At 38.3% G+C, this 24,380-nt stretch carries 27 protein-coding genes; 25 read left to right on the top strand and 2 right to left on the bottom strand.

The window, feature by feature from the left end; genetic code table 11:
- Positions 1-24: 24 nt before the first annotated feature.
- The 11 genes from DWV68_RS03840 to DWV68_RS14660 all read left to right on the top strand — a co-directional run bounded on the left by DWV68_RS03840 (position 25) and on the right by DWV68_RS14660 (position 10,179).
- Complete coding sequence (locus DWV68_RS03840) at positions 25-3,219, top strand: type IA DNA topoisomerase (protein WP_118057355.1); 3,195 nt, start codon at positions 25-27, stop codon at positions 3,217-3,219.
- Positions 3,197-3,868 carry a UDP-N-acetylglucosamine pyrophosphorylase gene (locus tag DWV68_RS03835; RefSeq protein ID WP_118057354.1) on the top strand — a complete coding sequence of 224 codons (672 nt, stop codon included), beginning with the start codon at positions 3,197-3,199 and terminating at the stop codon, positions 3,866-3,868. Before DWV68_RS03840 ends, DWV68_RS03835 begins: the two co-directional genes overlap by 23 nt.
- Before the next feature lie 230 nt (positions 3,869-4,098).
- Positions 4,099-4,812, top strand: coding sequence for an ABC transporter ATP-binding protein (locus DWV68_RS03830; protein WP_117698561.1), 714 nt, complete (start codon positions 4,099-4,101; stop codon positions 4,810-4,812).
- The gene (locus tag DWV68_RS03825) at positions 4,805-6,382 is read left to right on the top strand and encodes a putative ABC exporter domain-containing protein (protein WP_118665073.1); all 1,578 of its coding nucleotides are present in this window, start codon (positions 4,805-4,807) and stop codon (positions 6,380-6,382) included. Before DWV68_RS03830 ends, DWV68_RS03825 begins: the two co-directional genes overlap by 8 nt.
- 138 nt (positions 6,383-6,520) lie before the next feature.
- Positions 6,521-7,213: an iron-sulfur cluster assembly scaffold protein gene (locus tag DWV68_RS03820; protein ID WP_022243201.1), complete on the top strand. Its 693-nt coding sequence runs from the start codon at positions 6,521-6,523 to the stop codon at positions 7,211-7,213.
- 19 nt (positions 7,214-7,232) lie between these two features.
- On the top strand, positions 7,233-8,243 hold the full coding sequence (locus DWV68_RS03815) for a GGGtGRT protein (RefSeq protein ID WP_117841112.1): 1,011 nt from the start codon (positions 7,233-7,235) through the stop codon (positions 8,241-8,243).
- 190 nt (positions 8,244-8,433) lie between these two features.
- Positions 8,434-8,733: a hypothetical protein gene (locus tag DWV68_RS03810; RefSeq protein ID WP_118057352.1), complete on the top strand. Its 300-nt coding sequence runs from the start codon at positions 8,434-8,436 to the stop codon at positions 8,731-8,733.
- On the top strand, positions 8,708-9,160 hold the full coding sequence (locus DWV68_RS03805; protein WP_118057351.1) for a hypothetical protein: 453 nt from the start codon (positions 8,708-8,710) through the stop codon (positions 9,158-9,160). The genes DWV68_RS03810 and DWV68_RS03805 overlap by 26 nt, the downstream gene beginning before the upstream one ends.
- 149 nt (positions 9,161-9,309) lie before the next feature.
- Positions 9,310-9,528 (top strand): hypothetical protein, encoded by a 219-nt coding sequence (locus tag DWV68_RS03800; RefSeq protein ID WP_118057350.1) that lies wholly within the window; start codon positions 9,310-9,312, stop codon positions 9,526-9,528.
- An 18-nt stretch (positions 9,529-9,546) separates the two neighbouring features.
- On the top strand, positions 9,547-9,933 hold the full coding sequence (locus DWV68_RS14665; RefSeq protein WP_243089441.1) for a hypothetical protein: 387 nt from the start codon (positions 9,547-9,549) through the stop codon (positions 9,931-9,933).
- 51 nt (positions 9,934-9,984) lie between these two features.
- Positions 9,985-10,179 (top strand): hypothetical protein, encoded by a 195-nt coding sequence (locus DWV68_RS14660; RefSeq protein ID WP_243089438.1) that lies wholly within the window; start codon positions 9,985-9,987, stop codon positions 10,177-10,179.
- A 109-nt stretch (positions 10,180-10,288) separates the two neighbouring features.
- On the opposite strand, the gene DWV68_RS03790 is transcribed toward DWV68_RS14660, so the two are convergent.
- Positions 10,289-11,047, bottom strand: coding sequence for a helix-turn-helix domain-containing protein (locus DWV68_RS03790; protein WP_117699251.1), 759 nt, complete (start codon positions 11,045-11,047; stop codon positions 10,289-10,291).
- A 115-nt stretch (positions 11,048-11,162) separates the two neighbouring features.
- Between DWV68_RS03790 and DWV68_RS03785 the strand changes: the two genes are divergently transcribed.
- The 6 genes from DWV68_RS03785 to DWV68_RS03760 all read left to right on the top strand — a co-directional run bounded on the left by DWV68_RS03785 (position 11,163) and on the right by DWV68_RS03760 (position 16,859).
- On the top strand, positions 11,163-13,580 hold the full coding sequence (locus tag DWV68_RS03785) for a glycoside hydrolase family 3 C-terminal domain-containing protein (protein WP_117699253.1): 2,418 nt from the start codon (positions 11,163-11,165) through the stop codon (positions 13,578-13,580).
- A gap of 19 nt (positions 13,581-13,599) precedes the next feature.
- Positions 13,600-15,045 carry an MFS transporter gene (locus DWV68_RS03780; protein ID WP_117947099.1) on the top strand — a complete coding sequence of 482 codons (1,446 nt, stop codon included), beginning with the start codon at positions 13,600-13,602 and terminating at the stop codon, positions 15,043-15,045.
- A 217-nt stretch (positions 15,046-15,262) separates the two neighbouring features.
- Entirely contained in the window at positions 15,263-15,484 is a 222-nt protein-coding gene (locus tag DWV68_RS03775; RefSeq protein ID WP_147338618.1) for a hypothetical protein, read from the top strand.
- The gene (locus DWV68_RS03770) at positions 15,456-15,980 is read left to right on the top strand and encodes an O-acetyl-ADP-ribose deacetylase (protein ID WP_117698975.1); all 525 of its coding nucleotides are present in this window, start codon (positions 15,456-15,458) and stop codon (positions 15,978-15,980) included. The genes DWV68_RS03775 and DWV68_RS03770 overlap by 29 nt, the downstream gene beginning before the upstream one ends.
- Before the next feature lie 401 nt (positions 15,981-16,381).
- The gene (locus DWV68_RS03765) at positions 16,382-16,618 is read left to right on the top strand and encodes a helix-turn-helix domain-containing protein (protein WP_158552122.1); all 237 of its coding nucleotides are present in this window, start codon (positions 16,382-16,384) and stop codon (positions 16,616-16,618) included.
- Between the two features lies 1 nt (position 16,619).
- Positions 16,620-16,859, top strand: a complete 240-nt coding sequence (locus DWV68_RS03760) for a DNA-binding protein (RefSeq protein WP_117698976.1) — start codon at positions 16,620-16,622, stop codon at positions 16,857-16,859.
- A 285-nt stretch (positions 16,860-17,144) separates the two neighbouring features.
- Here DWV68_RS03760 and DWV68_RS03755 read toward each other — a convergent pair whose 3' ends face one another.
- Positions 17,145-17,384 carry a helix-turn-helix domain-containing protein gene (locus tag DWV68_RS03755; RefSeq protein WP_022242261.1) on the bottom strand — a complete coding sequence of 80 codons (240 nt, stop codon included), beginning with the start codon at positions 17,382-17,384 and terminating at the stop codon, positions 17,145-17,147.
- Positions 17,385-17,502: 118 nt separating this feature from the next.
- Between DWV68_RS03755 and DWV68_RS03750 the strand changes: the two genes are divergently transcribed.
- The 8 genes from DWV68_RS03750 to ilvN all read left to right on the top strand — a co-directional run bounded on the left by DWV68_RS03750 (position 17,503) and on the right by ilvN (position 24,367).
- Positions 17,503-18,696 carry an SPFH domain-containing protein gene (locus tag DWV68_RS03750; RefSeq protein ID WP_118057347.1) on the top strand — a complete coding sequence of 398 codons (1,194 nt, stop codon included), beginning with the start codon at positions 17,503-17,505 and terminating at the stop codon, positions 18,694-18,696.
- The gene (locus tag DWV68_RS03745; protein WP_022242263.1) at positions 18,696-19,274 is read left to right on the top strand and encodes a hypothetical protein; all 579 of its coding nucleotides are present in this window, start codon (positions 18,696-18,698) and stop codon (positions 19,272-19,274) included. Before DWV68_RS03750 ends, DWV68_RS03745 begins: the two co-directional genes overlap by 1 nt.
- Positions 19,275-19,277: 3 nt before the next feature.
- A complete protein-coding gene (locus DWV68_RS03740; RefSeq protein ID WP_118057346.1) occupies positions 19,278-20,390 on the top strand; it encodes a hypothetical protein in 1,113 nt (370 codons plus the stop codon).
- Between the two features lie 19 nt (positions 20,391-20,409).
- The gene (locus tag DWV68_RS03735) at positions 20,410-21,384 is read left to right on the top strand and encodes a ribosomal protein L7/L12 (RefSeq protein ID WP_158552123.1); all 975 of its coding nucleotides are present in this window, start codon (positions 20,410-20,412) and stop codon (positions 21,382-21,384) included.
- A 347-nt stretch (positions 21,385-21,731) separates the two neighbouring features.
- Positions 21,732-22,691, top strand: coding sequence for a hypothetical protein (locus DWV68_RS03730; protein WP_118665071.1), 960 nt, complete (start codon positions 21,732-21,734; stop codon positions 22,689-22,691).
- Between the two features lie 323 nt (positions 22,692-23,014).
- The gene (locus DWV68_RS14655) at positions 23,015-23,239 is read left to right on the top strand and encodes a hypothetical protein (protein ID WP_243089437.1); all 225 of its coding nucleotides are present in this window, start codon (positions 23,015-23,017) and stop codon (positions 23,237-23,239) included.
- A 71-nt stretch (positions 23,240-23,310) separates the two neighbouring features.
- Complete coding sequence (locus DWV68_RS03720) at positions 23,311-23,679, top strand: Hpt domain-containing protein (RefSeq protein WP_117698981.1); 369 nt, start codon at positions 23,311-23,313, stop codon at positions 23,677-23,679.
- A gap of 187 nt (positions 23,680-23,866) precedes the next feature.
- Positions 23,867-24,367: an acetolactate synthase small subunit gene (gene ilvN, locus DWV68_RS03715; protein WP_022242269.1), complete on the top strand. Its 501-nt coding sequence runs from the start codon at positions 23,867-23,869 to the stop codon at positions 24,365-24,367.
- The last annotated feature ends 13 nt before the right edge of the window (positions 24,368-24,380 follow it).

The following is a 24,380-nucleotide window of genomic DNA, read 5'->3' as shown; positions in this document are numbered from 1 at the left end:
CACAGAAATTGGAGGAAATAACGGTTGGGTAAGTCGTTAATTATCACGGAGAAACCAAGTGTTGCCCGGGAATTTGCACGAATTCTTGGCGTATCCGGCAGAAATGACGGATATATCGAAGACAGTCACTATGCTATTACCTGGTGTGTTGGTCATCTGGTGGAAATGGTATATCCGGAAGAATATGATATAAAATATAAGAAGTGGAAGTTAGAAGACCTTCCATTTCTTCCGAAAGATTATAAATATAATGTCATACCATCTGTAAGCAAACAGTATGACATCGTACATAAGCTTTTGCACCGGGAAGATATTGATACCGTTTACTGGGCAGGCGATGCCGGAAAAGAAGGACAGACCATTGAAGAGAATATCCGGCGGTTCGGTGGAGTCCGTGAAGGTATGAAAGAGCTGCGGGTATGGATAGATTCGCAGACGGAGGAAGAAATTAAAAGAGGAATTGCTGAAGCAAGACCAATGGCGGATTATGATAATCTTGCTAATTCCGGGATTATGCGTACCATTGAAGACTATGCCATGGGAATTAATTTTTCCCGTGTCATGTCTGTAAAATATGGAAATCTTTTAAATGATGCGGCAGGAACCAAGTCCTATACTGCAATTGCAGTTGGCCGTGTCATGACCTGTGTGCTTGGCATGGTTGTAATCCGGGAGCGGGAAATCCGTAATTTTGTAGAGACACCATTTTATCGGGTAGTGGGGAATTTTTTTGATGCAGAGATAGAAGGCGAATGGAAAGCAGTAGAAGGTTCTTCTTATTATGCGTCTCCGTTGCTCTATAAAGAGAATGGATTCAAAGAAAAAACACATGCAGAAAAATTAATTGAAGATTTAACTAATAAAACAGCGATTGTAAAAACAGTAGATAAAGGAATTGCAAAGAAACGTGCACCGCTTTTATTTAACCTGGCGGAGCTTCAAGCAGAGTGCTCGAAAAGGTTTAAAATCAGCCCGGACGAGACGCTGCAGGTAGCACAGGACTTATATGAAAGAAAGCTGACTACTTATCCGAGAACAGATGCAAGAGTATTATCTTCTGCCGTTGCAAAAGAAATCAGTAAGAATATCAGAGGACTCCGTTCCTTTGAGCCGGTTGCACCTTTTGTACAAAATATTATGGAACATGGTTTATATAAAAATATCGGAAAGAGCAGTTATACCGATGACAGTAAGATTACAGACCATTATGCTATTATTCCAACCGGACAGGTCAATGAATATAAGTCGCTGACGGAATTGCAGAAGCGGGTCTACGAACTGATTGTGCGGCGTTTTTTAAGTATTTTTTATCCGCCGGCACAGTATCAGACGGTAAAGCTGACCATCGGAATTGAAAAGGAATCTTTCTTTGCCGGAGCAAAAGTATTAAAGGTTCCCGGATATCTTGAAATTGCCGGAAGACCGGATACCAAAGAAAAACGGGAAAAGGAAGATGGCGACGGAGAAGAAAACAATCCCAAGAACAGCGCAGCATTACTAAAACTTGCAGATAGTCTCAAAGAAGGAGATACCGCAGAAGTAAAAGAATTTCTGGTAAAAGAGGGAAAGACTTCTCCACCAAAGCGTTATACTTCAGGTTCCATGGTGCTTGCCATGGAAAATGCGGGACAGTTAATCGAGGAAGAGGAATTAAGAGAACAGATTAAAGGCTCCGGAATTGGAACCTCTGCTACAAGGGCAGAAATCATCAAGAAGCTGGTGCGTATCGGCTACCTTGCTTTGAATAAGAAAACACAGGTGCTGACGCCGGAAGCCTTAGGCGAGATGGTTTATGAAGTGGTGAATATGACTGTTCCGGCACTTTTGAATCCGAAGATGACCGCTTCCTGGGAAAAGGGCTTGGATGGCATTACCCAGGGAACGGTTCCGATGGAAGATTATCGGGAGAAGTTAGAGGAATTTATCCGGAAAGAAACAGTTTCCATGATAAATGAAAATCTCACCAGCCAGATTGCCGGTCAGATTCGTCCATTGGCTGGCAGCAATGCCAAAGATATGAAGGCAAGGGTTAAAATCGGAGCAACCTGTCCGGTCTGTGGCGGCGAGATTGAGACTACACCTTTTGGTTATGGCTGCTCAAATTATAATAAAGATGGCAGTGGCTGCCGTTTTGCTATTGGTGCCATCGCCGGAAGAGAGCTTAACGATGAAGAAGTAAAGCAGTTATTAAGCAAAGGCAGAACCGGAGTCTTAAAGGGATTTACTTCGAAGAATAAGAAGAAGTTTTCTGCCTGCCTTGTGATGACAAAGGATGAAGAAGGAAAACCGAATATAACCTTTGATTTTTCACAGAATGAGCCGGAGACCATAGAGGGCGTAAGCTGTCCGTTGTGTGGCGGAGCAATAGAAATAAAGCCATTTGGTTATGGCTGTGCCAATTATAAAGCGGAAGATGAGGCTGGCTGCCGGTTTGCCATTGGCAAAATAGCCGGGAAAGATTTAAACACTGCCCAGGTGAAGGAGCTTCTGACCAATGGAAGAACCGGAACGATTCGTGGATTTACTTCAAAGAATAAGAAGAAATTTGATGCCTGCCTGATGCTTGGAGAAGATGAGAATGGAAAGAAAGTCCTGAAATTTGATTTTGAGCATGTGGAAGCAAAGAAGGTAAAAGATGTAAAATGTCCACTGTGTCAGGGTGATATTGTGCAGACGCCATTTGGCTATGGCTGTGCCAATTATGACAGAAACAAAGAGGACAGCTGCCGTTTCTCAATCGGTAAAATAGCTGGTGTAAAATTAAAGGAAACTCAGGTGAAAGCACTTTTACTAACTGGAAAGACAGAAATTATAACAGGATTTAAGTCTAAGAATGGCAAGAAATTTGATGCACCATTGAAGCTTACCGAGGATGGACGCATTGAATTTGACTTTCCGGAGCGTCCGAAACCGGAAGAGACAAAAGTAAAATGTCCAAAGTGTGGGGCATTGTTAAAGAAAAGCCAGTGGTACTATGAATGTGACTGCGGATTCCGGGTGAACCGTTATGTAGCAAAGGTGGAACTGGCTGAAGAAGTATTAGAAGAGCTTTTTGCAAAAGGATATACCGCTAAAAAAATAACCGGATTTACTTCGAAAGCAGGAAATGTATTTGATACCTGTCTGAAGTTTGAAGAGGATGAAATCCGTTTTGATTTTGACCGGAAACCGGAAGAAGAAAGAGAGGAAGAGAAAGATGGAACAGTGCAAAATCAGTAATATGTATACATTAGAGGAGACAATCGCAAAGGATTATCTTGCACAATTTACTTATCCGTGGGAGGCACTTGCCGGAATCGGAGATTATATCAAAGAACTGGGAAAAACATTGAATCCGGATGTTTATGAACAGAAGGGTGAGGATATCTGGGTGGCAAAATCCGCTGTCGTGGCACCGACAGCATGTTTAAATGGTCCTTTAATTATTGATGAAAATGCTGAAATACGACACTGCGCATTCATTCGTGGAAATGCAATTGTCGGAAAAGGAACGGTGGTAGGCAATTCTACCGAGTTAAAGAATGTCATTCTTTTTAATTCCGTGCAGGTACCACACTATAATTATGTGGGAGATTCTATTTTAGGATACAAGTCACACATGGGAGCAGGTTCCATCACATCCAATGTAAAATCCGATAAGACACTGGTGGTAGTAAAATCTGCTGATGAGAAGATGGAAACCGGACGTAAGAAATTCGGTGCCATGTTAGGAGATTTTGTAGAGGTCGGCTGTAATTCCGTGTTGAATCCGGGAACGGTCATCGGACCACATACCAATATTTATCCGCTTTCCCCGGTACGTGGAGTAGTTCCGGCGCATTCTATTTATAAGAATAAGAATGAAATTGTAAGTAAAGCAGAAGGTTAAACGGATGGAAATTTACCCGCAGAAGTTACCTGCGGTAGCTGCTTGCAGAAAAATGACAATAGAAAATTAAGAAATGAATGGTTGACAAAAACAGCTGTATGCATTACTGTATTAATTAAGTAATACATACGGCTGCTTTTTAGTTGGACGAGAACTTTGAAAAGAGTGTTTCTCGCAGTATATACGGGAAGCTTACAAAGAGTGTTTCTCGTGAATTTTGGAGGGTGAAAATGTTAGAAGTACAAGAACTTACTAAGAAATATGGAAAGAATGTAGCAGTGGACCATGTCAGCTTTATGGTGCAGGATGGTCAGGTCGGTATCCTGCTTGGACCAAATGGTGCCGGAAAATCAACCATTATAAAGAGTATTGCAGGACTCCTTCGTTATGAAGGCGGTGTTGGTATTAATGGAATGAAGGCAAGAAGCCTGGAAGCGAAGAAAATATTTGGCTATGTACCGGAGATTCCGGCAATGTTTGAAGCACTGACGGTGCGGGAGCATATCGAATATGTGAAGCGGGCATATAACAGTGACATTACAGAGGAAGAAATAGATGCACTGCTGACACGTTTTGAACTTCTGGATAAACAGGAGAAGCTGGGAAATGAATTGTCCAAGGGAATGATGCAGAAGGTCAGTATCTGTTGTGCACTTGCTATTCATCCAAAGGTTGTGATGTTGGATGAGCCAATGGTTGGACTTGACCCGGCAGCCATAAAAGAACTGAAAGAAGTTGTGCTTGAGTTAAAAGAGAAAGGCTGTACCATTCTTATCAGTACCCATATGCTTGAAATGGTAAAAGATTTGTGGGATGTGATGTTTGTAATGGAACAAGGGAAAATTATAGCAACATTTAACAAAAATGAAATTGCGGATAAAGACATAGAAGAACTGTTCTTTGAAGTGACAGAACCAAAGACTGGTGGTGAAGAACATGAGTAGTCTTTCCTTTGTTTTTTCCCAGACCATTAAGAATAAAGTGAAGCGGAGCCTGAAACGGCCACAGACTTTTCTTGCACTGGTATTTGTTGTTTTATATGCAGCATTGGTATTGTATGGACTTGGTTCCATGTCTGTCGATTTCGGATTAAACAGCCCGGAAGGAATTGCAACTGTTTTATCCGTACTGATGGTTATGATTGTTCCGGCAAATCTGATTTCCTATATCAAGAGAAAAGGACTGTTGTTCCGCCCGTCAGAAGTACATTTTGTATTTGCTGCACCGGAAGAACCGAAGAAAGTTATTCTTCATGCCGGAATGAAGCAGTTCTTAACCAATTTTATTGTTGAACTATTTGTACTGGTACTTGGAATTGGTGTATTTGGTGTTACACCATATAAGATGATTTTATATTTCCTTTATGCTGGTGTACTGGAAAATATTTTAGAGGGAGCGTTAATGATTATCTGCTATGGAAATGAAACACTTCCTAAACAGTTCTTTACCGTACTTACCTATATTATGTATGGAGTAATGGCAGCTTTTGCACTGGTGGCAATCTACTTTGTTTCGGTGAAAGGCATGCAGTTATCTGTGTTTGTGGACTTAATCCAGCTTCCGGTGGTACAGCTGATTCCGATTATAGGCTGGGAAATTGCATTGATTCAGTTTATTATTATAGGTCCTGCAGGAATCAATGTGGTGGCAACCGTACTTCTTTTAACCAGTACTGTTTTTCTGGTACTTTATGCGAGAAAGATGAAGTGTACCGGAGAATTCTATGAAGATGCTGCAAAATTTGCAGAAGATTATGATGACCGGATGAAACGCTCGAAAAAGGGCGAGGTTGTAGTGGGAAATGGCAAGAAAAAGTATTTACGGAATGTAAAGATGGCTTATAAGGGAACTTACGCTAAAGCAATTTTCTACCGGCAGGTATTAGAATACCGTAAAAACCGTTTCTTTATCTTTGGCTGGAATTCGGTGCTGTTTCTGGTCATAGGTGTGGCAATTGCGGTTGTTTCTTATTATAATAAAATTTCCAGCCAGCCTTTTAAAATGTTTGTAATTCCGGGCGTCATTGCCTATGTTATCTTTATTTTCAGCGGTTATAAGACGAAGTGGTCGAAGGAACTGGCAAATCCATACACCTATCTGATTCCGGACAGCAATTTTAAGAAAATGTGGTATGCCACCAAAATGGAGCATATCCGTGCGCTGATTGACGGACTTCTGATTACGCTGCCGGGCAGTATCGTAATGGGACTTCCGGTGTCTTACATGATTTTGACCGTCATTTTATATATGTGCCTGAATGCTAATAAGCTTTATATGAATATGCTGGCAGATGTCGTGATAGGGAAAATGTTTGGAGAACTGGGCAGAACGATTCTTCGGATGCTGTTCCAGGGACTGGTATTATGTGTCGGAATCATTGTGGCAGTAGCAACGGGAGCGTTCATTTCTGTGACTGCAGGATTTATTATGATGATAGTCGTTATATTCCTGCTGACACTGGTTGGAGCAATCGGAGCATCCTTTGCATTTGAGCGGATGGAGGCATTAGATTAACAAATTGAGAAAATTAAGGGGCATTTCCTGTAAAAAAGACTGGACTAATGTCAAAAAATGTGAGAAAATGAGGGCGGTGTGTTAAATGTATAACAAAGTTTAACATGATATATATTTCATATCGAAAGGAGTCTTATAATGATTTACACGAAGGAAGTCGAAAACATGTGTCCTGTTGCCAAGGGCGCAAAACATGAGCCAGCTCCAATTCCAGAAGAAGGAAAATGGGTTCATTCCAAAAAAATTGAAGATATTTCAGGATTTACACACGGTGTAGGCTGGTGTGCACCACAGCAGGGTGCCTGCAAGCTTTCATTAAATGTAAAAAATGGTGTGATTGAAGAAGCACTGGTTGAGACAATCGGATGCTCAGGTATGACACATTCAGCAGCAATGGCAGCAGAGGTTCTTCAGGGAAAAACAATTCTTGAAGCATTAAATACTGACCTTGTTTGTGACGCAATCAATACAGCAATGAGAGAATTATTCTTACAGATCGTTTACGGACGTACTCAGAGTGCATTCTCTGATGACGGACTTGCAGTAGGTGCTGGTCTGGAAGATTTAGGAAAAGGACTTCGTTCCCAGGTTGGTACTATGTACGCAACAAAGGAGAAAGGTGTTCGTTACTTAGAGATGGCTGAAGGTTATGTAACAGGCATCGCTCTTGACGAGAACAACGAAGTTATCGGATATCAGTTCGTTTCTCTTGGAAAAATGACAGACTTTATCAAAAAAGGTGATGACCCTAACACTGCATGGGAAAAAGCAAAAGGCCAGTATGGTCGTGTAGCTGATGCTGTTAAGATCATTGACCCAAGAGAAGAGTAAGAAAGGAGAGACGAAGATAATGGCATTATTTGAAGGATATGAAAGAAGAATTGACCAGATTAACGCTGTATTAAACAGCTATGGTATCAGCTCTATTGAAGAAGCTGAAAAAATTACAAAAGATGCTGGACTTGATGTATATGATCAGGTAAAGAAAATCCAGCCTATCTGTTTCGAGAACGCTTGCTGGGCTTACACTATAGGTGCAGCAATCGCAATCAAAAAAGGATGCAAAAGAGCTGCTGATGCTGCTGCAGCAATCGGTGAAGGTCTTCAGGCATTCTGTATTCCAGGTTCTGTTGCTGACCACAGAAAAGTAGGTCTTGGACATGGTAACCTTGGAAAAATGTTATTAGAGGAAGAGACAGAGTGTTTCTGTTTCTTAGCTGGACACGAGTCTTTTGCAGCTGCTGAAGGTGCAATCGGAATCGCTGAGAAAGCAAACAAAGTACGTCAGAAACCACTTCGTGTTATCTTAAACGGACTTGGAAAAGACGCTGCACAGATTATTTCCCGTATCAACGGATTTACATTTGTTGAGACACAGTATGATTACAAAGCAGCAAAACTTAATGTTGTATATGAAAAAGCATATTCTAACGGACTTCGTGCAACTGTAAAATGTTACGGTGCTGATGATGTTCAGGAAGGTGTTGCAATCATGCATCATGAGAATGTTGGTGTTTCCATTACTGGTAACTCTACCAACCCAACACGTTTCCAGCATCCAGTAGCAGGTACATACAAGAAAGAATGTATCGAGCAGGGTAAGAAATACTTCTCCGTAGCATCCGGCGGTGGTACAGGACGTACCCTTCACCCAGATAACATGGCTGCAGGTCCTGCATCTTATGGTATGACAGATACTATGGGACGTATGCATTCTGATGCACAGTTTGCAGGTTCTTCTTCCGTACCAGCTCACGTTGAGATGATGGGCTTAATCGGAATGGGTAACAACCCAATGGTTGGTGCTACAGTAGCAGTTGCCGTTTCCGTTGAGGAAGCAGCAAAAGCTGGTAAATTCTAAATAGAAAGCTTGATTTTATAGGATTTTTGGAGACTTCCGTTTAAATTAAGACGGAAGTCTCTTTTTATATTCTCATATTAAAGGAGGTATCTAAATACTTTGTTAAATTTTTTAGCCTCGCAGGTCATAGATTTCAAAGAGTCGATTTATTAGTATTACTTATATATTCATTATGTGGAGGGAGAATTATATGAGTGAGATTATGGTAAGAGAACGTTTTTTGAGGTCTGGCAAAAAAGTATATGAGTATTCATTTGAGATGGCAAGTGTTGATGGAAAAAGAAAGCGTAAATCAAAATCTGAATTTGCTAGTAAAAGGGACGCAAGAATAGCTGGAAGAAAAGCATTATCTGAATATGAAAATGTGGGACAGGTAATGGTAGATAGGGATATTTCATATGCTGATTTTGGGGATTTATGGATGGAAAATGATTGTAAACTGACATGTAAGGAAAGTACATTATATGGCTATGAGAAAAAAAACTTCTAGTTTAGAAATAGAAAGACGATCGATGGATATGCAAATGCATGAAATTTATAGTGAACAAATTGCCCAACAATTAATCCAAAAAGCATATATTCCGTTACAAGGGGAAGTGACTTTTGAGGACGTAAAGAATGGATATGAACGATATTTTAAAAACCCAAATAAAGGAACAATTGTAGAATATGAGGATTATGTATACATCAGTAGCTGGACAAGAAAAAAAGAACTTTTTGATAATGCATTGCATACGGTTTACAATGAATTAAAATCATGGCCAGAAGAAAGATATTTTGTACGAGATGGTGGTTTTAAAAATTGGATGTTGAATTGGAAAAAAGCTAGTAATCATGAAGTATTAGAAGCAAACTATAGAATGAAATTCGAAAAATATAAAATTGAAAAACTGCCGGAAAGACCCTTCTGTTTTTAATATTAAATACAGGGAAAAAGAATTATGAATTTAGAAAAAATGGAAAAGCAATTATATAGTGATAAGTTTTTAGATGAAAAAATAATTACATTTATGCATCACTTAGCAATAAAATAGGTGGTCTTATTGGGAGCGTTAAGGGATTAGTATTGCTGAGTGTATATGAAGATATTTTATATATTCACCGAGCCAATATTGATAATTCTTATGGCAAACAATTAGCAAAAATTTATATTCCAAATATGAAAAATATCCAAGGAAAAGCCGGATTATTTGGTGGAAAGTTTTCTTTCAAGTATGAAGGACAAGAATATAAATTTAAACTACCATCAAAGGCCGGAAAATTTGTGAATTTTTTTGTAAAGTAAAAGTATGAGGATAACAGGATGAAAAACTTACAAAAGTATCTAATGATTTTGGGAACGATAATGTTAAGTATTGGGATTAGTGCGTGCTCTAAACAACCAGACTTCGATGCCAAATCTTACGCCCAAAGTTCTCTTGATGCATACTATCATGGAGAATATAAGGACTATGCGAATCTGTTAGAACTCTCGGAAAAAGATGCAAAGAAAGAAATCGAAGAGGATTTTAATGAGAGCATCCAAAAGCAATTTGATGATTCCGATAACATTACGGATAAAGGAATTGCTGATTATACGGAAAAACTGACAGAAGTAAAGAAACTGGCAAAATACAAAGTACAGGATGTGAAAGAAGAGGATGGAGTTTATACAGTAAGTGTACAAGTTGAACCATCCAATGTATTTTAGACATTGCAACAAAGCTCTACAGAGGTAAACAATGAAAAAATAAAGCAGGGATTGGATGGAAATGATCCGGAAGTCTTTGCAGCCGTATTAACAGAAAGTGTCCAGAAGAGTCTTGAAAAGAACAGTTATGGAAAAACTGTTACTGTAAAAGTATCCGTGGAAAAAGATAATTCAGGAAAATATGGTCTTTCGGATACAGAGATGAATAAGCTGGAAGCAGCGATGTTCCCAACAGAACAAGAATGAATGGAAAGCTATCAGAGGAAAAACTGGTAGCTTTCTTTTATCTTCAAGACGAGAAAAGTTCTGGCGATAGTAACGTTTAATCATCGATATTCTTATTTTATTTTCTATTTTACCAACTAATCTGGCGATGCATTTTACGATATTGTCCGGGAGTTATACCAGTGTATCTCTTAAAAATAGAAATAAAATAACTTTGAGATGAAAAATTCAAGTAAGTACTGATTTCACCCAGACTATAGTCGGAATGTGCCAGTAAATTCTGTGCCTTTTCAATAAGAACTTTATGGATAAAAACAGTAAGCGTCTGTCCGGTTTCTTTATGGAACAGGGCAGACAGATATTTAGGTGTTAAATTAACTAAAGATGCCAGTTGATTTAAGGTTAAAGTTTTATTTTTACCATGATAGATATAATCAATGACGCGAGAAATAGCTGGTGAATAGTAGTTTTTTGGAGTCTTTTTTGCTTCAGCAACACGAAGCGTAAATTCAATAGCCATCTGTTCATTTAATTTCATTAAAGCGTCAACATCGGTACATTGTTCCATTTTTCGTATATATACATCACTTAAGGAAAAAGCAGTTTCCTCATTAAGTCCTCCTTCGATGGCATATCTGGTAACTAAAGTTGTATTAGCAATACTTGCATAAAAAAGTAATTTTAATTTGGAATTGGAAGAGGTCATCTTTCCGTAAACAGTTGTTGGGAGTGAATAATAGGTATTCTCCAATGCGTGAATATCTCCGTTTGAAACACATTCGAGAATTGCTTTTTCCTGTGCATAAGATGTATGTATCCGTTCATTTTCTGCATTTTCCAACATTTCATGTGTGAGTGAAAAATTGATGTCTGACTTCATTTTATACATAGGTAATTCCTCCTGTCAAAAACACGATAAATTGATATAAAACACGATAAATCAATATAATTATATGCCAGAAATAGATAAAATACAATTAAGAGATTAAGAGAGAGGAAAAGAGATGAACATTGATAAAATATGCGAACAGTTAACAATAGATGAAAAAATCCGGCTTTTAGGCGGTGTTGGTGACTGGCATACTTATGACTGTAATGGGAAAATCCCCTCTATTATGATGACAGACGGACCACATGGGATTCGAAAACTGGAACAGGAAAAGATTGGGGATATTGAAACCAGTAAGCCAGCAACCTGTTTTCCAACTGCAAGTGCAATAGCCTGCAGTTGGAATCCTGCTATTGTTAAAAAGATGGGTGAAGCGATTGCGAAAGAAGCAAAAAAAGAGCAGATATCTATTGTGCTAGGCTGCGGAATCAATATCAAGCGTTCTCCTTTATGCGGAAGAAATTTTGAATATTTCAGTGAAGATCCGTATTTGACAGGAAAGCTGGCAACGGGATATATCGAAGGTGTACAGAGCCTTGGAATAGGTACGAGTTTAAAGCATTATGCTGTTAATTCACAGGAAACAAGACGAATGACATCCAATAGCCAGATTGATGAAAGAACTCTTAGGGAAATATATCTGTCGGCTTTTGAAGAAGTTGTGAAAAAAGCAAAACCGACTTCTGTAATGGCTTCATACAACAGGATTAATGGCGAATTTGGAGCAAGAAATAAATACTTACTGACAGATGTTCTGAGAAAAGAATGGAAATATCAAGGTGGTGTGGTGTCGGATTGGGGAGCAGCAAATGATATTGTAAGCTGTATGAAAAATGGTCTGACACTGGAAATGCCAGATCCGAAAGGCTTCCACACAGATGTGTTAAAAGAAGCGTATAAGGATGGCCGGATTACGGATCAGGAACTGGATAACTGGACTAAGAATGTTCTGCAGAATTTTGTATCACTTCATAAAAATATAGAAGAAAATTATGAGGTAGATATGGAAGAACAGAATCAGGTGGCACGTAAACTGGAAAATGAAAGTGCAGTACTTTTGAAAAATAATAGTGTTTTGCCAATTGGAAAAGAGAAGAAGGTAATCATTATTGGAGAGCTTGCCAGGCAGATGCGGTTTCAGGGAGGTGGGAGCAGTCATATCCAGCCGACGAAGATGACAAATGCGATTGAAGCAATACGTGAAAAAGGATATCAGGTAACTTATATACAGGGATATCAGAATGAAACGGAGGAATTAGGAGAAAAGCAACTACAGGATACGATAGAAAAACTGAAACAGGAATATAGAAAAAAGGATTGTGTGATTCTATATTTTATCGGTCTTACAGAATCTTATGAAGGAGAAGGATACGACAGGAAAAATCTTAAAATCCCTCAAAATCAGGAAGAGCTGTTGGCTGAAATTGCAGAAACTGTCGGAAAAAATCATATTGCAGCAATTAGTTTCGGTGGTGCGCCTATGGATTTTAGTTTTGAAAAGAATGTAGGAGCAATTCTTCACATGTACCTCGGAGGACAGGCTGTAGGGGAATCTGTTGCTGACTTAATCAGTGGAGAGGTGAATCCATCCGGTAAATTGGCAGAGACAATTCCGCTTTCAGAAAAAGATACTCCGGCATGGAGATATTTTGCACCTCCGAATGATGATGTAGAATACAGGGAAAGCATTTTTGTAGGTTATCGTTACTATGAGACATTCCATGTTCCGGTAAAATATCCGTTTGGTTATGGACTTTCCTATACTTCTTTTTCCTATTCGGAATTGAATGTACCGGAAGTATATAGTGGTGGAAAGATACAAATTCGTTTTAAAATTAAAAATATCGGAAAAGTGAGTGGAGCAGAAATAGCACAGTTATATATCTGCCCGATTGAATCAGATGTTATCAGAAGCCATATAGAACTAAAGGGATTTCAAAAAATATATCTGCATCCGGGTGAAGAAAAAGAAGTTATACTAGAGCTGGATGAAAGAAGTTTTTCCGTCTATGATGTAGAGAAAAAAGCCTTTTCCATGTTAAGCGGCAAATATCAGATCTGTATCGGAGCATCGGTACATGATTTGCAATTAAAGGCGAATATGGAAGTAGTAGGAAATAGTTATTTTAGAAATGAAAGAGAACTGTTTCCGGATTATTTTAGAGAGCAGCCACATGGAATGGAAATCAGTGCAGAACAATTTTATCAGCTATTAGGCGGTGAACCGAAACATGACAAAGAAAAAAAGCGTGGAGAGTATACGGTTTACGATTCCTATCAGGATGTGGTAAATGTCTCAATGTTTGGAAAAATTGTTCGTGGAGTCGTACATATTGGACTTAAGATTATACTTCGGGGAAAATCAGAGCGGGACCCGGCCTTTAAAATGGTAAAAATGGGAGTCGAAGAAGGAAATCTGGAAGGACTGATTGCAACCAGTGGTGGAATTGCAACTCCGAAGTTAATCGATATGTTAGTTTACAATGCAAATAAAAAATATCTGCAGGCTTTAAAAAGACTGCTGAAGAAATAGAGAGAGGGGGAAGTCGTATATGGAAAACAATAAATTGGATAAACGCACAAAATGGAGCTATTGTATAGGAGCAACCGGAAGAGATATGGCGTATGCACTTGTCTCTATGTTTCTTCTTACATATATTCAATATACGATGAAACTGACAGTTGCCCAATATGCAGTAATATCAGCAATTATGGTAGTGTGTCTGCTGTGGGATGCCATTAATGATCCAATGATGGGAATTATTATTGAAAATTCGCATTTGAAAGCCGGAAAATTTAAACCTTGGATTTTTATAGGAGTAATTTTAAACAGCCTGATAATTATCTGCTTGTTTACAGTAAGGCCGGAAGGATGGGGATTTGTTGCATTTTTTGGAGTGGGATATCTTTTATGGGGAATGACTTACACAATGAATGATATTGCCTATTGGGGAATGCTGCCGAGTCTTACATCAGATCCGGGAGAACGGAACTGGCTGGTAACCGTACAGGGAATTTTTATCTGTATCGGACAGTTTTCTGTTGCAGGTCTGCTCCCTGATATGGTAGCTGGAAATGCGATTATGGCATATCGGACGGCTGCGATTGTGATTGCTTTTTGTTTTATTGGTTTCCAGCTACTTACAGTGTTTGGAGTAAAAGAGAGAAAACGACCGGAAAAGAAGAGAACACTGTCATTAAAAGATATGTTTCATATATTCCTGAGAAATGATCAGTTGATAGTGATTGGAATTGCATGTTTATTATTCCAAATCGGAAATGGTCTTCTGATTATGATTGGAATGAATTTCTTTTATTTTGAATTTGGATATTCTGTAGGTGGCAGTCTTGTATTTTGGTTTACAATTATGTATGGATTAGGAACGCTGATATCAGAGGCATCTTTTGCGTGGCTTTCCTCAAAATTCACACGAAATCAGATTATAACTGCAGCTACCAGCATTACAGTCATTGGGTATATACTTTTTATGAGTGTAGGCTACATTGTACCAAAAAGTGTTGTTTTACTGAATATCATCGGTTTTCTAATCTTCTTTTCGCAGGGGGCATTCAATATGACGATGATTGTCATGTTAAATAATACCATAGAGTATGATGAAGTCCGGTTTCATGAACGACATGACAGTATTATCTCAGCAGTAAGATCTTTTGCAACAAAGCTAGCAAGTGCAGTTGATCAGGCGGTTGTTGCGTTAATACTGATTATAAGCAATATTTATGCAATCAGTCAGAAAATATCCGGATTAGAAATAAAAGCTGGTACAGGAGAACTTACTTCGGAAAATGTAATTGTACAGGCAGATAAATTTATTCAGACAGCAGATGCCGGACAAAGATTTATATTGCGTCTTGGAATTGTAGCTGTTCCGGTAATTTCTATAGGAGCTGCTTATATACTGATTAAACGGAAATATATTATTGACGAACGTAAGTATGAAGAACTGGTAGCGGAAATAAAAAGCACAAATAAAAAATGATTCAATTAGTTGTGATGACCTTATAATTGATGAGTTTAGAAAAAAGTGATATGAATGACAATTGATGATTTTATATATGAAAATAGTATTGTACGTGATAATGTTTCTGAATATATAGCAGATCATATAGATAGGGTGATAGAATCTGTTTGTAATAATTATGGATTAACTATAAAAATGATTTCTACAAATTATGCTTTTTCCACGTATTATAAAAGTGAGTGAAGAAAAGGCTTTGATTTGGGATCAAACATATTGGGAATTGTTCAGTCTGTATTTAGCGTATTTCACAGATTTAAATGCTATTCAAAAGAAGATAATTGTGTATGATGAGAGTTCTGTACAGCAGAAAATATTGATTCCATTTGCATATTATTTAGCATTAATTGTTGAAGATAAAGGAGAAGAAAATGTACTTGATCAAGACGATAAAAGGTGATATTACGAAAATAACAGATGTGCAGGCAATCGTGAATGCAGCAAACAGCTCTCTTCTTGGAGGAGGCGGAGTAGATGGTGCTATTCACAGAGCCGCAGGACCGGAACTTCTGGTGGAGTGCAGGACACTTCATGGATGTGATACGGGAGAGGCTAAAATCACTAAGGCATATAATCTGCCATGTGATGATGTTATACATACTGTCGGACCGATATGGAATGGTGGAAGAAATAGAGAAGAGGAACTTCTTGCTAACTGCTATTTTAATTCTATGAAGTTAGCAATGGATAATGGAATAAGGTCTATTGCATTTCCTTCCATATCAACGGGAGCATATGGTTTTCCGGTTGAGTTGGCAGCAAAGATTGCAGTACATACAGTAAACAGGTTCTTGCAAGATAATCCGGACAGCTTCGATTTGGTGGAATGGGTGCTGTTTGATACTCAGACTGAATCGGTGTATGAAGCCGAGGTTGATAAATTATACGACAAATAATTGTATTAATTATAGCAGACTTTATATATGACAGATATTTGAGACACATACACCATTAAAAATAGAATATAAGGATGCGTAAGGAACGATAAAATGAATTCATGCGGGAAAGGCATGGATTCTTTTTTTTGCTTCGAACGGAAGTCCTATCTGTAAAAAATATTTAAGTATATTAGAAGCAGATGCAAATGTCGTGTTAACACGACAAAATTGTCGCGTAAACACGGTCGGTAATTCATCCATGACAATATACAATAAACATGTGCTTGAGAGAGCACGTCACGAGAGTGAAGGCGCCGGAGCTCTCCAATACGAAATCGTAAAGGAGATAATTTATTATGAGTAAGAGAAAAATATCACATGCAGAGGAGTATGGATGTTAATTGATGGAGGTGGCAGAAGTGAGCAGAACTAAATTTGATCCATATGTGATTGGAAATAATATAAGAGATTTACGTGAAAAAAGAAAAATGACACAGATGAAGGCGGCTGAGGAAATGGATATGAGTTTATGTCATTATGCACGAATTGAGGAAGGCTCAAAGGGAATGAGTATTCAGATGCTTTTTAGATTTATTAATTTTTACAAAACTGATGCAAATACGATTTTAGGAACATATTTAGGAGGGATGGTGTAAAATGGATAAAAAGGATTTAAAAGACGAAAAGCTTTTGTACAATGTGCGTGAGACGGCAGCGGTATTAGAGGTGAATGGGCATCTGGTATATGAGTTGATTAACAGAAAACTATTATCTGCACTTCGATTAGGTAGTCTAAAGGTTCGTAAATCAACATTGATAGATTTTGTTGAGAGATATGAAGGAATGGATTTGTCTGATTTGGACAACATAAAAGAATTGCAACAGAATATGAATTAGTGACATTAAGGTCAGTCTTGGAATCACCATGGTGTGGAAAGACTGACCTTGTTTTATTAGTATATTTCATAAGCGTTAGTATTGTAAAAAAAGATGGTGATGATATAATAAAAACGTGTTAGACACTTGATGTTATGTGTAGTGTGATTATGTCAGAATCAGGCAAAGTCAACGACAGGACAACATTGTAGAAAATAACATATTTCAAAAAATAATATTGGTAGCTCCCCTTTTATATGACAAAACAACAACAGGCAACTAAACCATTCACCGTTTAGCTGCCTGTTATTGTTTAAAGAATTCATTAAAATCACAATTAAAAATCTTGGTCAATCCAATCAGCATATCTACCGTTGGGTTATTATAACCATTTTCCACCTTGCTGAATATGCCGGTAGTTACATTGATGCCATCACATTGGAGCTTCGCAATGACTTCGGTGGCTTTCAAACCCTGTTCTTTCCGCAGTCTCCGGATGTTAGAACCTACCAGTGGATGCAGGTGTTGATTAATTCTTTCTGACATATGTATCACCTCGTTGAGAAAATAATATCCAAAATGGAAGAAAAAAGTGTCCAAAATGGAAGTTTTGTAGTATAATCGAGAAAGGAGTTTATATAAATTTACGGAAGGAGAAAGTTTGATGGCTATTCAGGAAGTGATCAAATATGAAGGGGATAATTCAACTCTTATTTATAAGCATCCCGCAGAAGACTTTAATACGCTGTCACAATTGATTGTGCATGAGTCGCAGGAGGCAGTATTTTTCAGTGACGGACAGGCACTGGATTCTTTTAAAGCAGGTCGTTATACCTTAGAAACGAAAAACATTCCACTTATTTCCAAAATAAGAAATCTGGTTTCGGGCGGAGTAAGTCCGTTCCATGTGGAGGTTTATTTTATTAACCTTGCGACCATGATGGATATCGCATGGGGAACACCAAGTCAGGTGACAGTTCGTGATCCGAATTACGGCTATAGTTACAGTGCCGGTGCCAGTGGTTCTTTCGGACTGAAAATAGAGGATGGAAGAAAGCTTCTGATTAATCTGGTTGGTACCGAAAAAGCAATGACCACCAAAGATATTCAGAAATTTTTTAAAGACCTTTTAGTTGCAAGAGTAAAAAATTGCATTGCAGTAGAACTCAGCAAATATAGCTACAATGTTTTCAACCAGCATTTGAATGAAATTTCCGAAAACGTTGCCGGTCAGGTGGAAAGCGACCTTGAAGGCTATGGCATCCGGATTTTAAATTTCTTTGTGTCTGCAGTTACCATTAAGCCGGACGATTTGGAAGAACTTAAAAAATTAGATAACAGCATGGCACAGAAGCGGTTTGAAGCAATGGGAAATCGTGATGCTACCGTAATTGAAGCAGAAGGACTTGCCAAAGCGAGAGAACTGCAGGGATATACCTGGCAACAGGAGCAGCAGTTTGATGTAAGCAGAACATTTGCACAGAATGAAGGCTTTGCAGCGAATCCGGCGAATATGATGGCACAGATTCCACTGGCGTTTTCCATGGGTGACATGATGAAAAACAATATGGATGCAGCAGTTCAGGCACAGCCGGTAACAGCAGCGCAGACAGGGACAGCAGCAATGCAGCCGGATATTGCAGCAACACAGTCGCAGCCAGCAGTACAGCCGCAGGCGCAAGGTGGAAATATTACCTGTGTCAAGTGTGGAACGAGTCTGTCGAAGGATGCTAAATTCTGTTTCCAGTGTGGTGAAAAAGTGGTGATTCCACAGAAGATTTTCTGCGCAAACTGTGGAAATGAAATGCCGCCGGAAGCTAATTTCTGTACGAAATGCGGAACGAGGAGGGAGAAATAATGTTCAAGTACATATTTTGCCTGATTGCAATATTGATGCAGCCAATTTTTGCATTTCTGGTATTTCATAAACAGGAAAAACAAAAGGCAGCATTAAAGATGCCGCTTGTATATCTGAGCGGAGTCTATCTTGTAATTCAGATTTTTGTTTTCTTTAAGGTCTGCCTGAAAATTCCGAAGGATTATCAGGTGTATTCCTATTTGTTACAGAGTGCGATTTTAGCAGTTTTCATTATCATTGAGATTGCTATGGCAGCAAGTAATAAATATATTACAAAGGTTCAGACACAGGAACAGAGTTCCATCGAAGTGTTTAAAGGACTTATTCAGCAGCTTGAAATTTGCAGAGTGCAGATTACAGATGAGGTCAACCGCAAAGAAATTGACAAAGTGCTGGAAAAGATGCGATACAGTGATCCGGTCAGTTCACCGGCAGTGGCAACAGAAAATGAGGCAATCAGACAGTTGATATTGCAGCTTTCTTCAACAACAGATGAAGCCGCTTTTGCGGAAATCTGCGGAGCAATCATGAAGCAGCTTGAAATCAGAAAAATAAAAAATACAAAGGAGCAGGGCTAGAAAATGGAAGAAATAAAATGTCCCAGTTGTGGCAGTGGTGCAGTAAGAAAAATTACAGATGAAAAGTATGAATGCATGGCATGTGATAATCTTTTCCTGGTACATAATTTATCAAAAGAGTTTCAGAAAACAGATGAACATATTGAAAATATTCATCAGGATTTGAAGAAAACAATTGAAAATATCAATCTGACTGCTGCTGTTGCCGGAGGAAGTGGAAGAGATGGTCTGGATAACCGTTATAAAAATGCCATGACATTACTAAATCAGGGAAACATTTCGGCAGCAAAAGCAGAATTTACAGGAATCCGTAATGATTTTATGTGGAGCTGTAAGGGCTATTATGGACTGATTTTATGTGAAAAAAAGAAGAAACATATAAATTGGGGGGAGATAGGAGATTATATTCAGCAAATATATCGCTGTGAGGATGTTACTCCAGAGATTCTTCAGGAGATGGAAGGCATTTTAAATGACGGCAGACAGATCGCTTTAGCAAGTCTTGGAAAGTCATTGAATGAGCGGAATGTACAGCAGAATGAGATTAGTTCTAAAATACAACAGGTAACTGAAATGTCTAAATTGCAGGAAAACACACTGACACGGAAAAAGGAAGAGTTTGCAGAGCGTTGGAGCCAGACTTCCCCTGTCCGCAAGGCAATTTCTATTGCAATCGGTATTATCTGTGCGTTAGTACTGGTATGGTGTGCTGTTTCCCTGTTCCGCTGGATTATTGATGTGAGACATTTATTTGCCAATGCAATGAATTATGGATTTTTTGCAGGAATTTTACGCATTTTATGGAGCTGTGTCCGGACAATTCTCCGTGTTGCAGTGTCTGTTGGTGTAATTATTCTGGGTATTTTGATTTACTTTGTTATTCTTGGGTTCATTACGGCAAATCCACAGAAAGATGATGCACAGCTTAATATTGATAAAATGGATGAACAGATTCAGAAATTACAGGAAAGACATGAGATTTTACAGCGTCGCTTTGATGAGGAACAAATGAATATACAGAATATCAATCGTATCGGAAGCAGATTAGAACAACTGCAGCAGATAAAACCGGAAGAAATTATTCCTTTATTAATTGAAGCCGGAAAATACTACTAGTAGAAAAGGAGAAATGAAAATGGGATTCATGAAATCATTATTTGGAAATAAGGGAGTACAGCAGGAGATACCGGAATATAGAATTGTAATTACAGATGTTGGTCCTAACCCGGTACAGATTATATCAATTATTCAAAAATATCTGCAGTCAGATTATACGGAGTTAAGCAATTTAATTAATGGCAATATTTTAGATGAACAGTCAACCGTGTGTACATTAGAGTCTTTAGAATTATTACAGCAGATGCAACAGGAATTGGATGAGGCAGGTGCATTTACTTATATTCAAAAGAATTGGCAAGATGAAGATGATGCAGAAATGAATACATCTATTGCAATTTTTTCATTAGGAGATCAGGGAGAAAAAGTAATCGAAGCATATCATCAGATACTTGGATTAGATAGAAAAGATTTGGAATTAAAACTTTTAAATGATTTGTCAGAAAATAATGGATTTCAAATTTCAGCCAGAAATGAAAGAGTAGAAGAGTTAATAAAAGTTTTGGATAATCTTGGAGCAGATTATGAAATGGATATGAATGAAAATGATTCAGATGTGGATGAAGATGATATGTATGTAGAAATGGACACAGAAGCAGCATTGATTATTACATCTACAGGAGACAAGAGGGTTCAGCTGATTAAATTGATTCGAGAATATACAGGATCAGATCTTAGGGAAGCAAAAGAATGTATTGATGAAATTGAAGCTGGAAATGGTTTCTTTATAAAAGGTTCTTTGGAAGTATTAGAAGAAATGAAACAGGAACTTGATGCAATTGGTGCAACAAGTAAAATGAAGTATAGAGATAAACAGGAACAAGGTGGTTGTTATTGCAATAATTGTGGTGCCGAACTTGCATCCGGCACAAAATTCTGCCCGAAATGCGGCACCAAAGTTGAGGAAGCTCAGAAAATGTTCTGTTCACAGTGTGGAAATGAAATTATGCCCGGGGCAAAATTCTGCACAAAGTGCGGAGCAAGATGCATGTAACAGATACAAAAATAGAAGTTGAAAGAAATTGAGATGGAAAACATCTGCTTATCCGATTAAGGGAGGGCAGATGCTTTCTTTTTTTACTGACATTTTCATTTCATCATGTTATAATGCAATCAAAGCTTGATATTTCTATATACATTTCAATGGCACATAGCCTGTCAGAAGTATACCGGTATTCTATCATTTCGCCGGGTTCACCACATAACCTGATATGATAACAGGAATTTTCAAAGCTTTTATTTCACATTAAATGAAGCGGAGAGAATTCTTTCAGACAAAGGTTGTTGCGGTTAAGTGACATTGCAAAAGTATACTCTCCAAGACAAAAGAAAGGAGAAGAAATGTCAGGAAAAGCAGAAAAATTACAATGGCATCCGGCGTTTTGTGCAGCAACAGAACTGGAACTGCGACAAGATCTGGATGTACTGGAATTAATTCCGGAGTATAATTTGAGTAAGAAACCACTTCAGATTAATCTTGTGATTATTAAAAAGATGGATTGGAAGCGGACGTTACAAAATGAAATTGGTCATATTATGAGGGGACACAATATTTTAGAGTATAAGGGACCGGGAGATGAATTGACGATAGATTCCTTCTTTAAGGTAATTGGATACGCCAGCTTATATAAGGCGCAGGGGATAGCAGTCAATAAAATTCCAGCATCTGAGGTGACCGTATCCTTTTTTCGGAATGCTTATCCGAAGGCACTTTTTCTGGAACTGAAAAAAGAAGGATATATCCTGAAAAAAATGTATCCTGGAATTTATTATGTAAGAGGAAAAGTTCCGTTCCCAGTACAAGTTGTAGTAACAAGTCAGTTGGAAAGAAAAGCTCATTGCAGCCTGCGGGTATTGACTACACAGGTAGAGATGCAGGATGCAGAACTATTTTTGGAACAGATACATTATTTGGAAAGTAAGAATGAACGGAGCAATATTGATTCGGTACTTCAAGTAAGTGTAAATGCAAATAAGCAGGTATATAGTCTGTTAAGGAGGCAAAATGAGATGTGTGAAGCATTGCGTGAATTAATGAAAGATGAAATTGAAAAAGAACTGGAAAATAAATTACAGCAGGGACGAAAACAAGGTCTGGAACAGGGGTTGGAAGAAGGTTTGGAGCAGGGCGAAAAACTGCAACTAATTCGTCAGGTAATCAAGAAACTGCAAAAAGGCAACTCCGTAGAAGAAACATCTGATATGCTGGAAGAAGAGCCGGAAAATATCAGGAAGATATATGAAATTGCAGCAACTATGGCGCCGGATTATGACGTAGAAAAAATATATCAAAAACTGTAGAAATTCAAATGGAAATATACCGGAAATATACCCAAGTAAGTCCCTAAGAAAAATTGTAGGGAAACACTTGACAAACATATTTTTATAAGATATAGTATAAAAGTACTAGCTATTAAGCTAATATAATTTTTCATAACTCATGCCTCTCGGGCTCTTCGGAGTTCGGGAGGTACTCCCCGAAAATATAGTCAGGATTTTATCCTGGCTTTTTTATTTTGTAGGAAATTGCTTTCCTGCAAAATGTGTTTTCTATAGTTCCAAAATGCTTGTAGGAAGCTAGCTATGGTATGCCTGACAGGTTATGCAGCAAGGAGGATGTTTTTATGAAGTTACTCTATGCAGAAGACGAAGAAAGCATGGCAGAAGCTGTTACAGATATTCTTGTATTTCGTAAGTACCAGGTTGATACGGTATATGATGGAGAAGAGACATTGGAATATGCAAGAAAAGAAATAGCCTGGACGCTTATTATGCTCTCGGAAGGACAACAAAGTGTAAAGCAACAGAATGAACTGCCGGTGCAGCCGGATGGAAACACCAGACAATAAGGAAGAATTGCTTGAAAAAGAAAAAACGGTGGTGTACTATAATGCTATGAGAAAATCAACAGAAAGGGAATATGAGTATGGATTTAGAGCAATGCTACAAGGAACTGGAGGGAGATTATGCAGAGGTCATGCGCAGACTCCGGAAGGAAGAGCTGGTACACCGTTTTTTGATAAAATTCTTAGAAAGCGATGAAGTACAGCGGATTGATGAAGCTTTACAGGAAAGGGATTATGAGAAAGCCTTTGATCTGGTACATACCTTAAAGGGAGAGACCATGACGCTCGGGTTGGGACGGCTGAGCAAATCAAGCATAATTCTGTGCGAACAGCTCCGCTATAAAATATACGGAGAAGAGATGCTGCAGCAATTTAGGAAAGTCAGAATGGATTATCAGAAGACAATTGATATTATCCGGAAATACAGGGATTCACAGCCGTAATTTATGCAGGCAGCCTGCCAGATTGCAAAATGTGTTTCTTGTAGTTTTATGTTATTGTTATCAATGATATAACCATAGGTTATTGCATAAAAAAATATTATTACTTTAAGCCATTTTAGTATTGACAAACAGAACTGATATGCTAGAATAACTGTAATGTGAATGAAAGAAAAAGGATGGTTTTCGCATGAGAAAACAGGCATTATCTATTTTAGTAGAGAATACTTCTGGTGTATTAAGTCATATTTCAGGACTTTTCAGCCGGAGAGGATACAATATCGATAGTTTTTCTTCTGGTGTAACTGCAGATCCAAGATATACCAGAATTACGATAGTAGCAAGTGGTGACGAACAGATTTTAGAGCAGATTGAGAAGCAGTTGGCAAAGTTAGAAGATGTGCGCAATATTAAGAAATTAGAGCCGGGTACATCCGTTACAAGAGAACTGATTCTGGTTAAGATTAAAGCAAAGGATACAGAACGTCAGGCAATCTTAAGCGTTACCAATATTTTCCATGGCAAGGTGGTTGATGTCACCAACGATTCCATGGTAATTGAACTGACAGGGCATCAGGATAAATTAGATGCATTTATGGATCTGTTACAGGGCTATGAGATATTAGAGCTCGCTAGAACCGGTATCACAGGTTTGACCAGAGGGTCTGCCGATGTTACATATTTAGATTAATCATTAAAACAGG

Source organism: Roseburia sp. AF12-17LB, from assembly GCF_003479605.1.
Classification (GTDB): domain Bacteria; phylum Bacillota; class Clostridia; order Lachnospirales; family Lachnospiraceae; genus Roseburia_C; species Roseburia_C amylophila.
This window is presented reverse-complemented; position numbering and strand designations above follow the sequence as displayed.

Bases quoted from the DNA above. Each gene is read 5' to 3' on its own strand.
- DWV68_RS03835 (WP_118057354.1), top strand. From the start codon at position 3,197: ATGGAACAGTGCAAAATCAGTAATATGTATACATTAGAGGAGACAATC.
- DWV68_RS03830 (WP_117698561.1), top strand. From the start codon at position 4,099: ATGTTAGAAGTACAAGAACTTACTAAGAAATATGGAAAGAATGTAGCA.
- DWV68_RS03825 (WP_118665073.1), top strand. From the start codon at position 4,805: ATGAGTAGTCTTTCCTTTGTTTTTTCCCAGACCATTAAGAATAAAGTG.
- DWV68_RS03820 (WP_022243201.1), top strand. From the start codon at position 6,521: ATGATTTACACGAAGGAAGTCGAAAACATGTGTCCTGTTGCCAAGGGC.
- DWV68_RS03815 (WP_117841112.1), top strand. From the start codon at position 7,233: ATGGCATTATTTGAAGGATATGAAAGAAGAATTGACCAGATTAACGCT.
- DWV68_RS03810 (WP_118057352.1), top strand. From the start codon at position 8,434: ATGAGTGAGATTATGGTAAGAGAACGTTTTTTGAGGTCTGGCAAAAAA.
- DWV68_RS03805 (WP_118057351.1), top strand. From the start codon at position 8,708: ATGGCTATGAGAAAAAAAACTTCTAGTTTAGAAATAGAAAGACGATCG.
- DWV68_RS14665 (WP_243089441.1), top strand. From the start codon at position 9,547: ATGAAAAACTTACAAAAGTATCTAATGATTTTGGGAACGATAATGTTA.
- DWV68_RS03790 (WP_117699251.1), bottom strand. From the start codon at position 11,047: ATGTATAAAATGAAGTCAGACATCAATTTTTCACTCACACATGAAATG.
- DWV68_RS03785 (WP_117699253.1), top strand. From the start codon at position 11,163: ATGAACATTGATAAAATATGCGAACAGTTAACAATAGATGAAAAAATC.
- DWV68_RS03780 (WP_117947099.1), top strand. From the start codon at position 13,600: ATGGAAAACAATAAATTGGATAAACGCACAAAATGGAGCTATTGTATA.
- DWV68_RS03770 (WP_117698975.1), top strand. From the start codon at position 15,456: ATGTACTTGATCAAGACGATAAAAGGTGATATTACGAAAATAACAGAT.
- DWV68_RS03760 (WP_117698976.1), top strand. From the start codon at position 16,620: ATGGATAAAAAGGATTTAAAAGACGAAAAGCTTTTGTACAATGTGCGT.
- DWV68_RS03755 (WP_022242261.1), bottom strand. From the start codon at position 17,384: ATGTCAGAAAGAATTAATCAACACCTGCATCCACTGGTAGGTTCTAAC.
- DWV68_RS03750 (WP_118057347.1), top strand. From the start codon at position 17,503: ATGGCTATTCAGGAAGTGATCAAATATGAAGGGGATAATTCAACTCTT.
- DWV68_RS03745 (WP_022242263.1), top strand. From the start codon at position 18,696: ATGTTCAAGTACATATTTTGCCTGATTGCAATATTGATGCAGCCAATT.
- DWV68_RS03740 (WP_118057346.1), top strand. From the start codon at position 19,278: ATGGAAGAAATAAAATGTCCCAGTTGTGGCAGTGGTGCAGTAAGAAAA.
- DWV68_RS03735 (WP_158552123.1), top strand. From the start codon at position 20,410: ATGGGATTCATGAAATCATTATTTGGAAATAAGGGAGTACAGCAGGAG.
- DWV68_RS03730 (WP_118665071.1), top strand. From the start codon at position 21,732: ATGTCAGGAAAAGCAGAAAAATTACAATGGCATCCGGCGTTTTGTGCA.
- DWV68_RS14655 (WP_243089437.1), top strand. From the start codon at position 23,015: ATGAAGTTACTCTATGCAGAAGACGAAGAAAGCATGGCAGAAGCTGTT.
- DWV68_RS03720 (WP_117698981.1), top strand. From the start codon at position 23,311: ATGAGTATGGATTTAGAGCAATGCTACAAGGAACTGGAGGGAGATTAT.
- ilvN (WP_022242269.1), top strand. From the start codon at position 23,867: ATGAGAAAACAGGCATTATCTATTTTAGTAGAGAATACTTCTGGTGTA.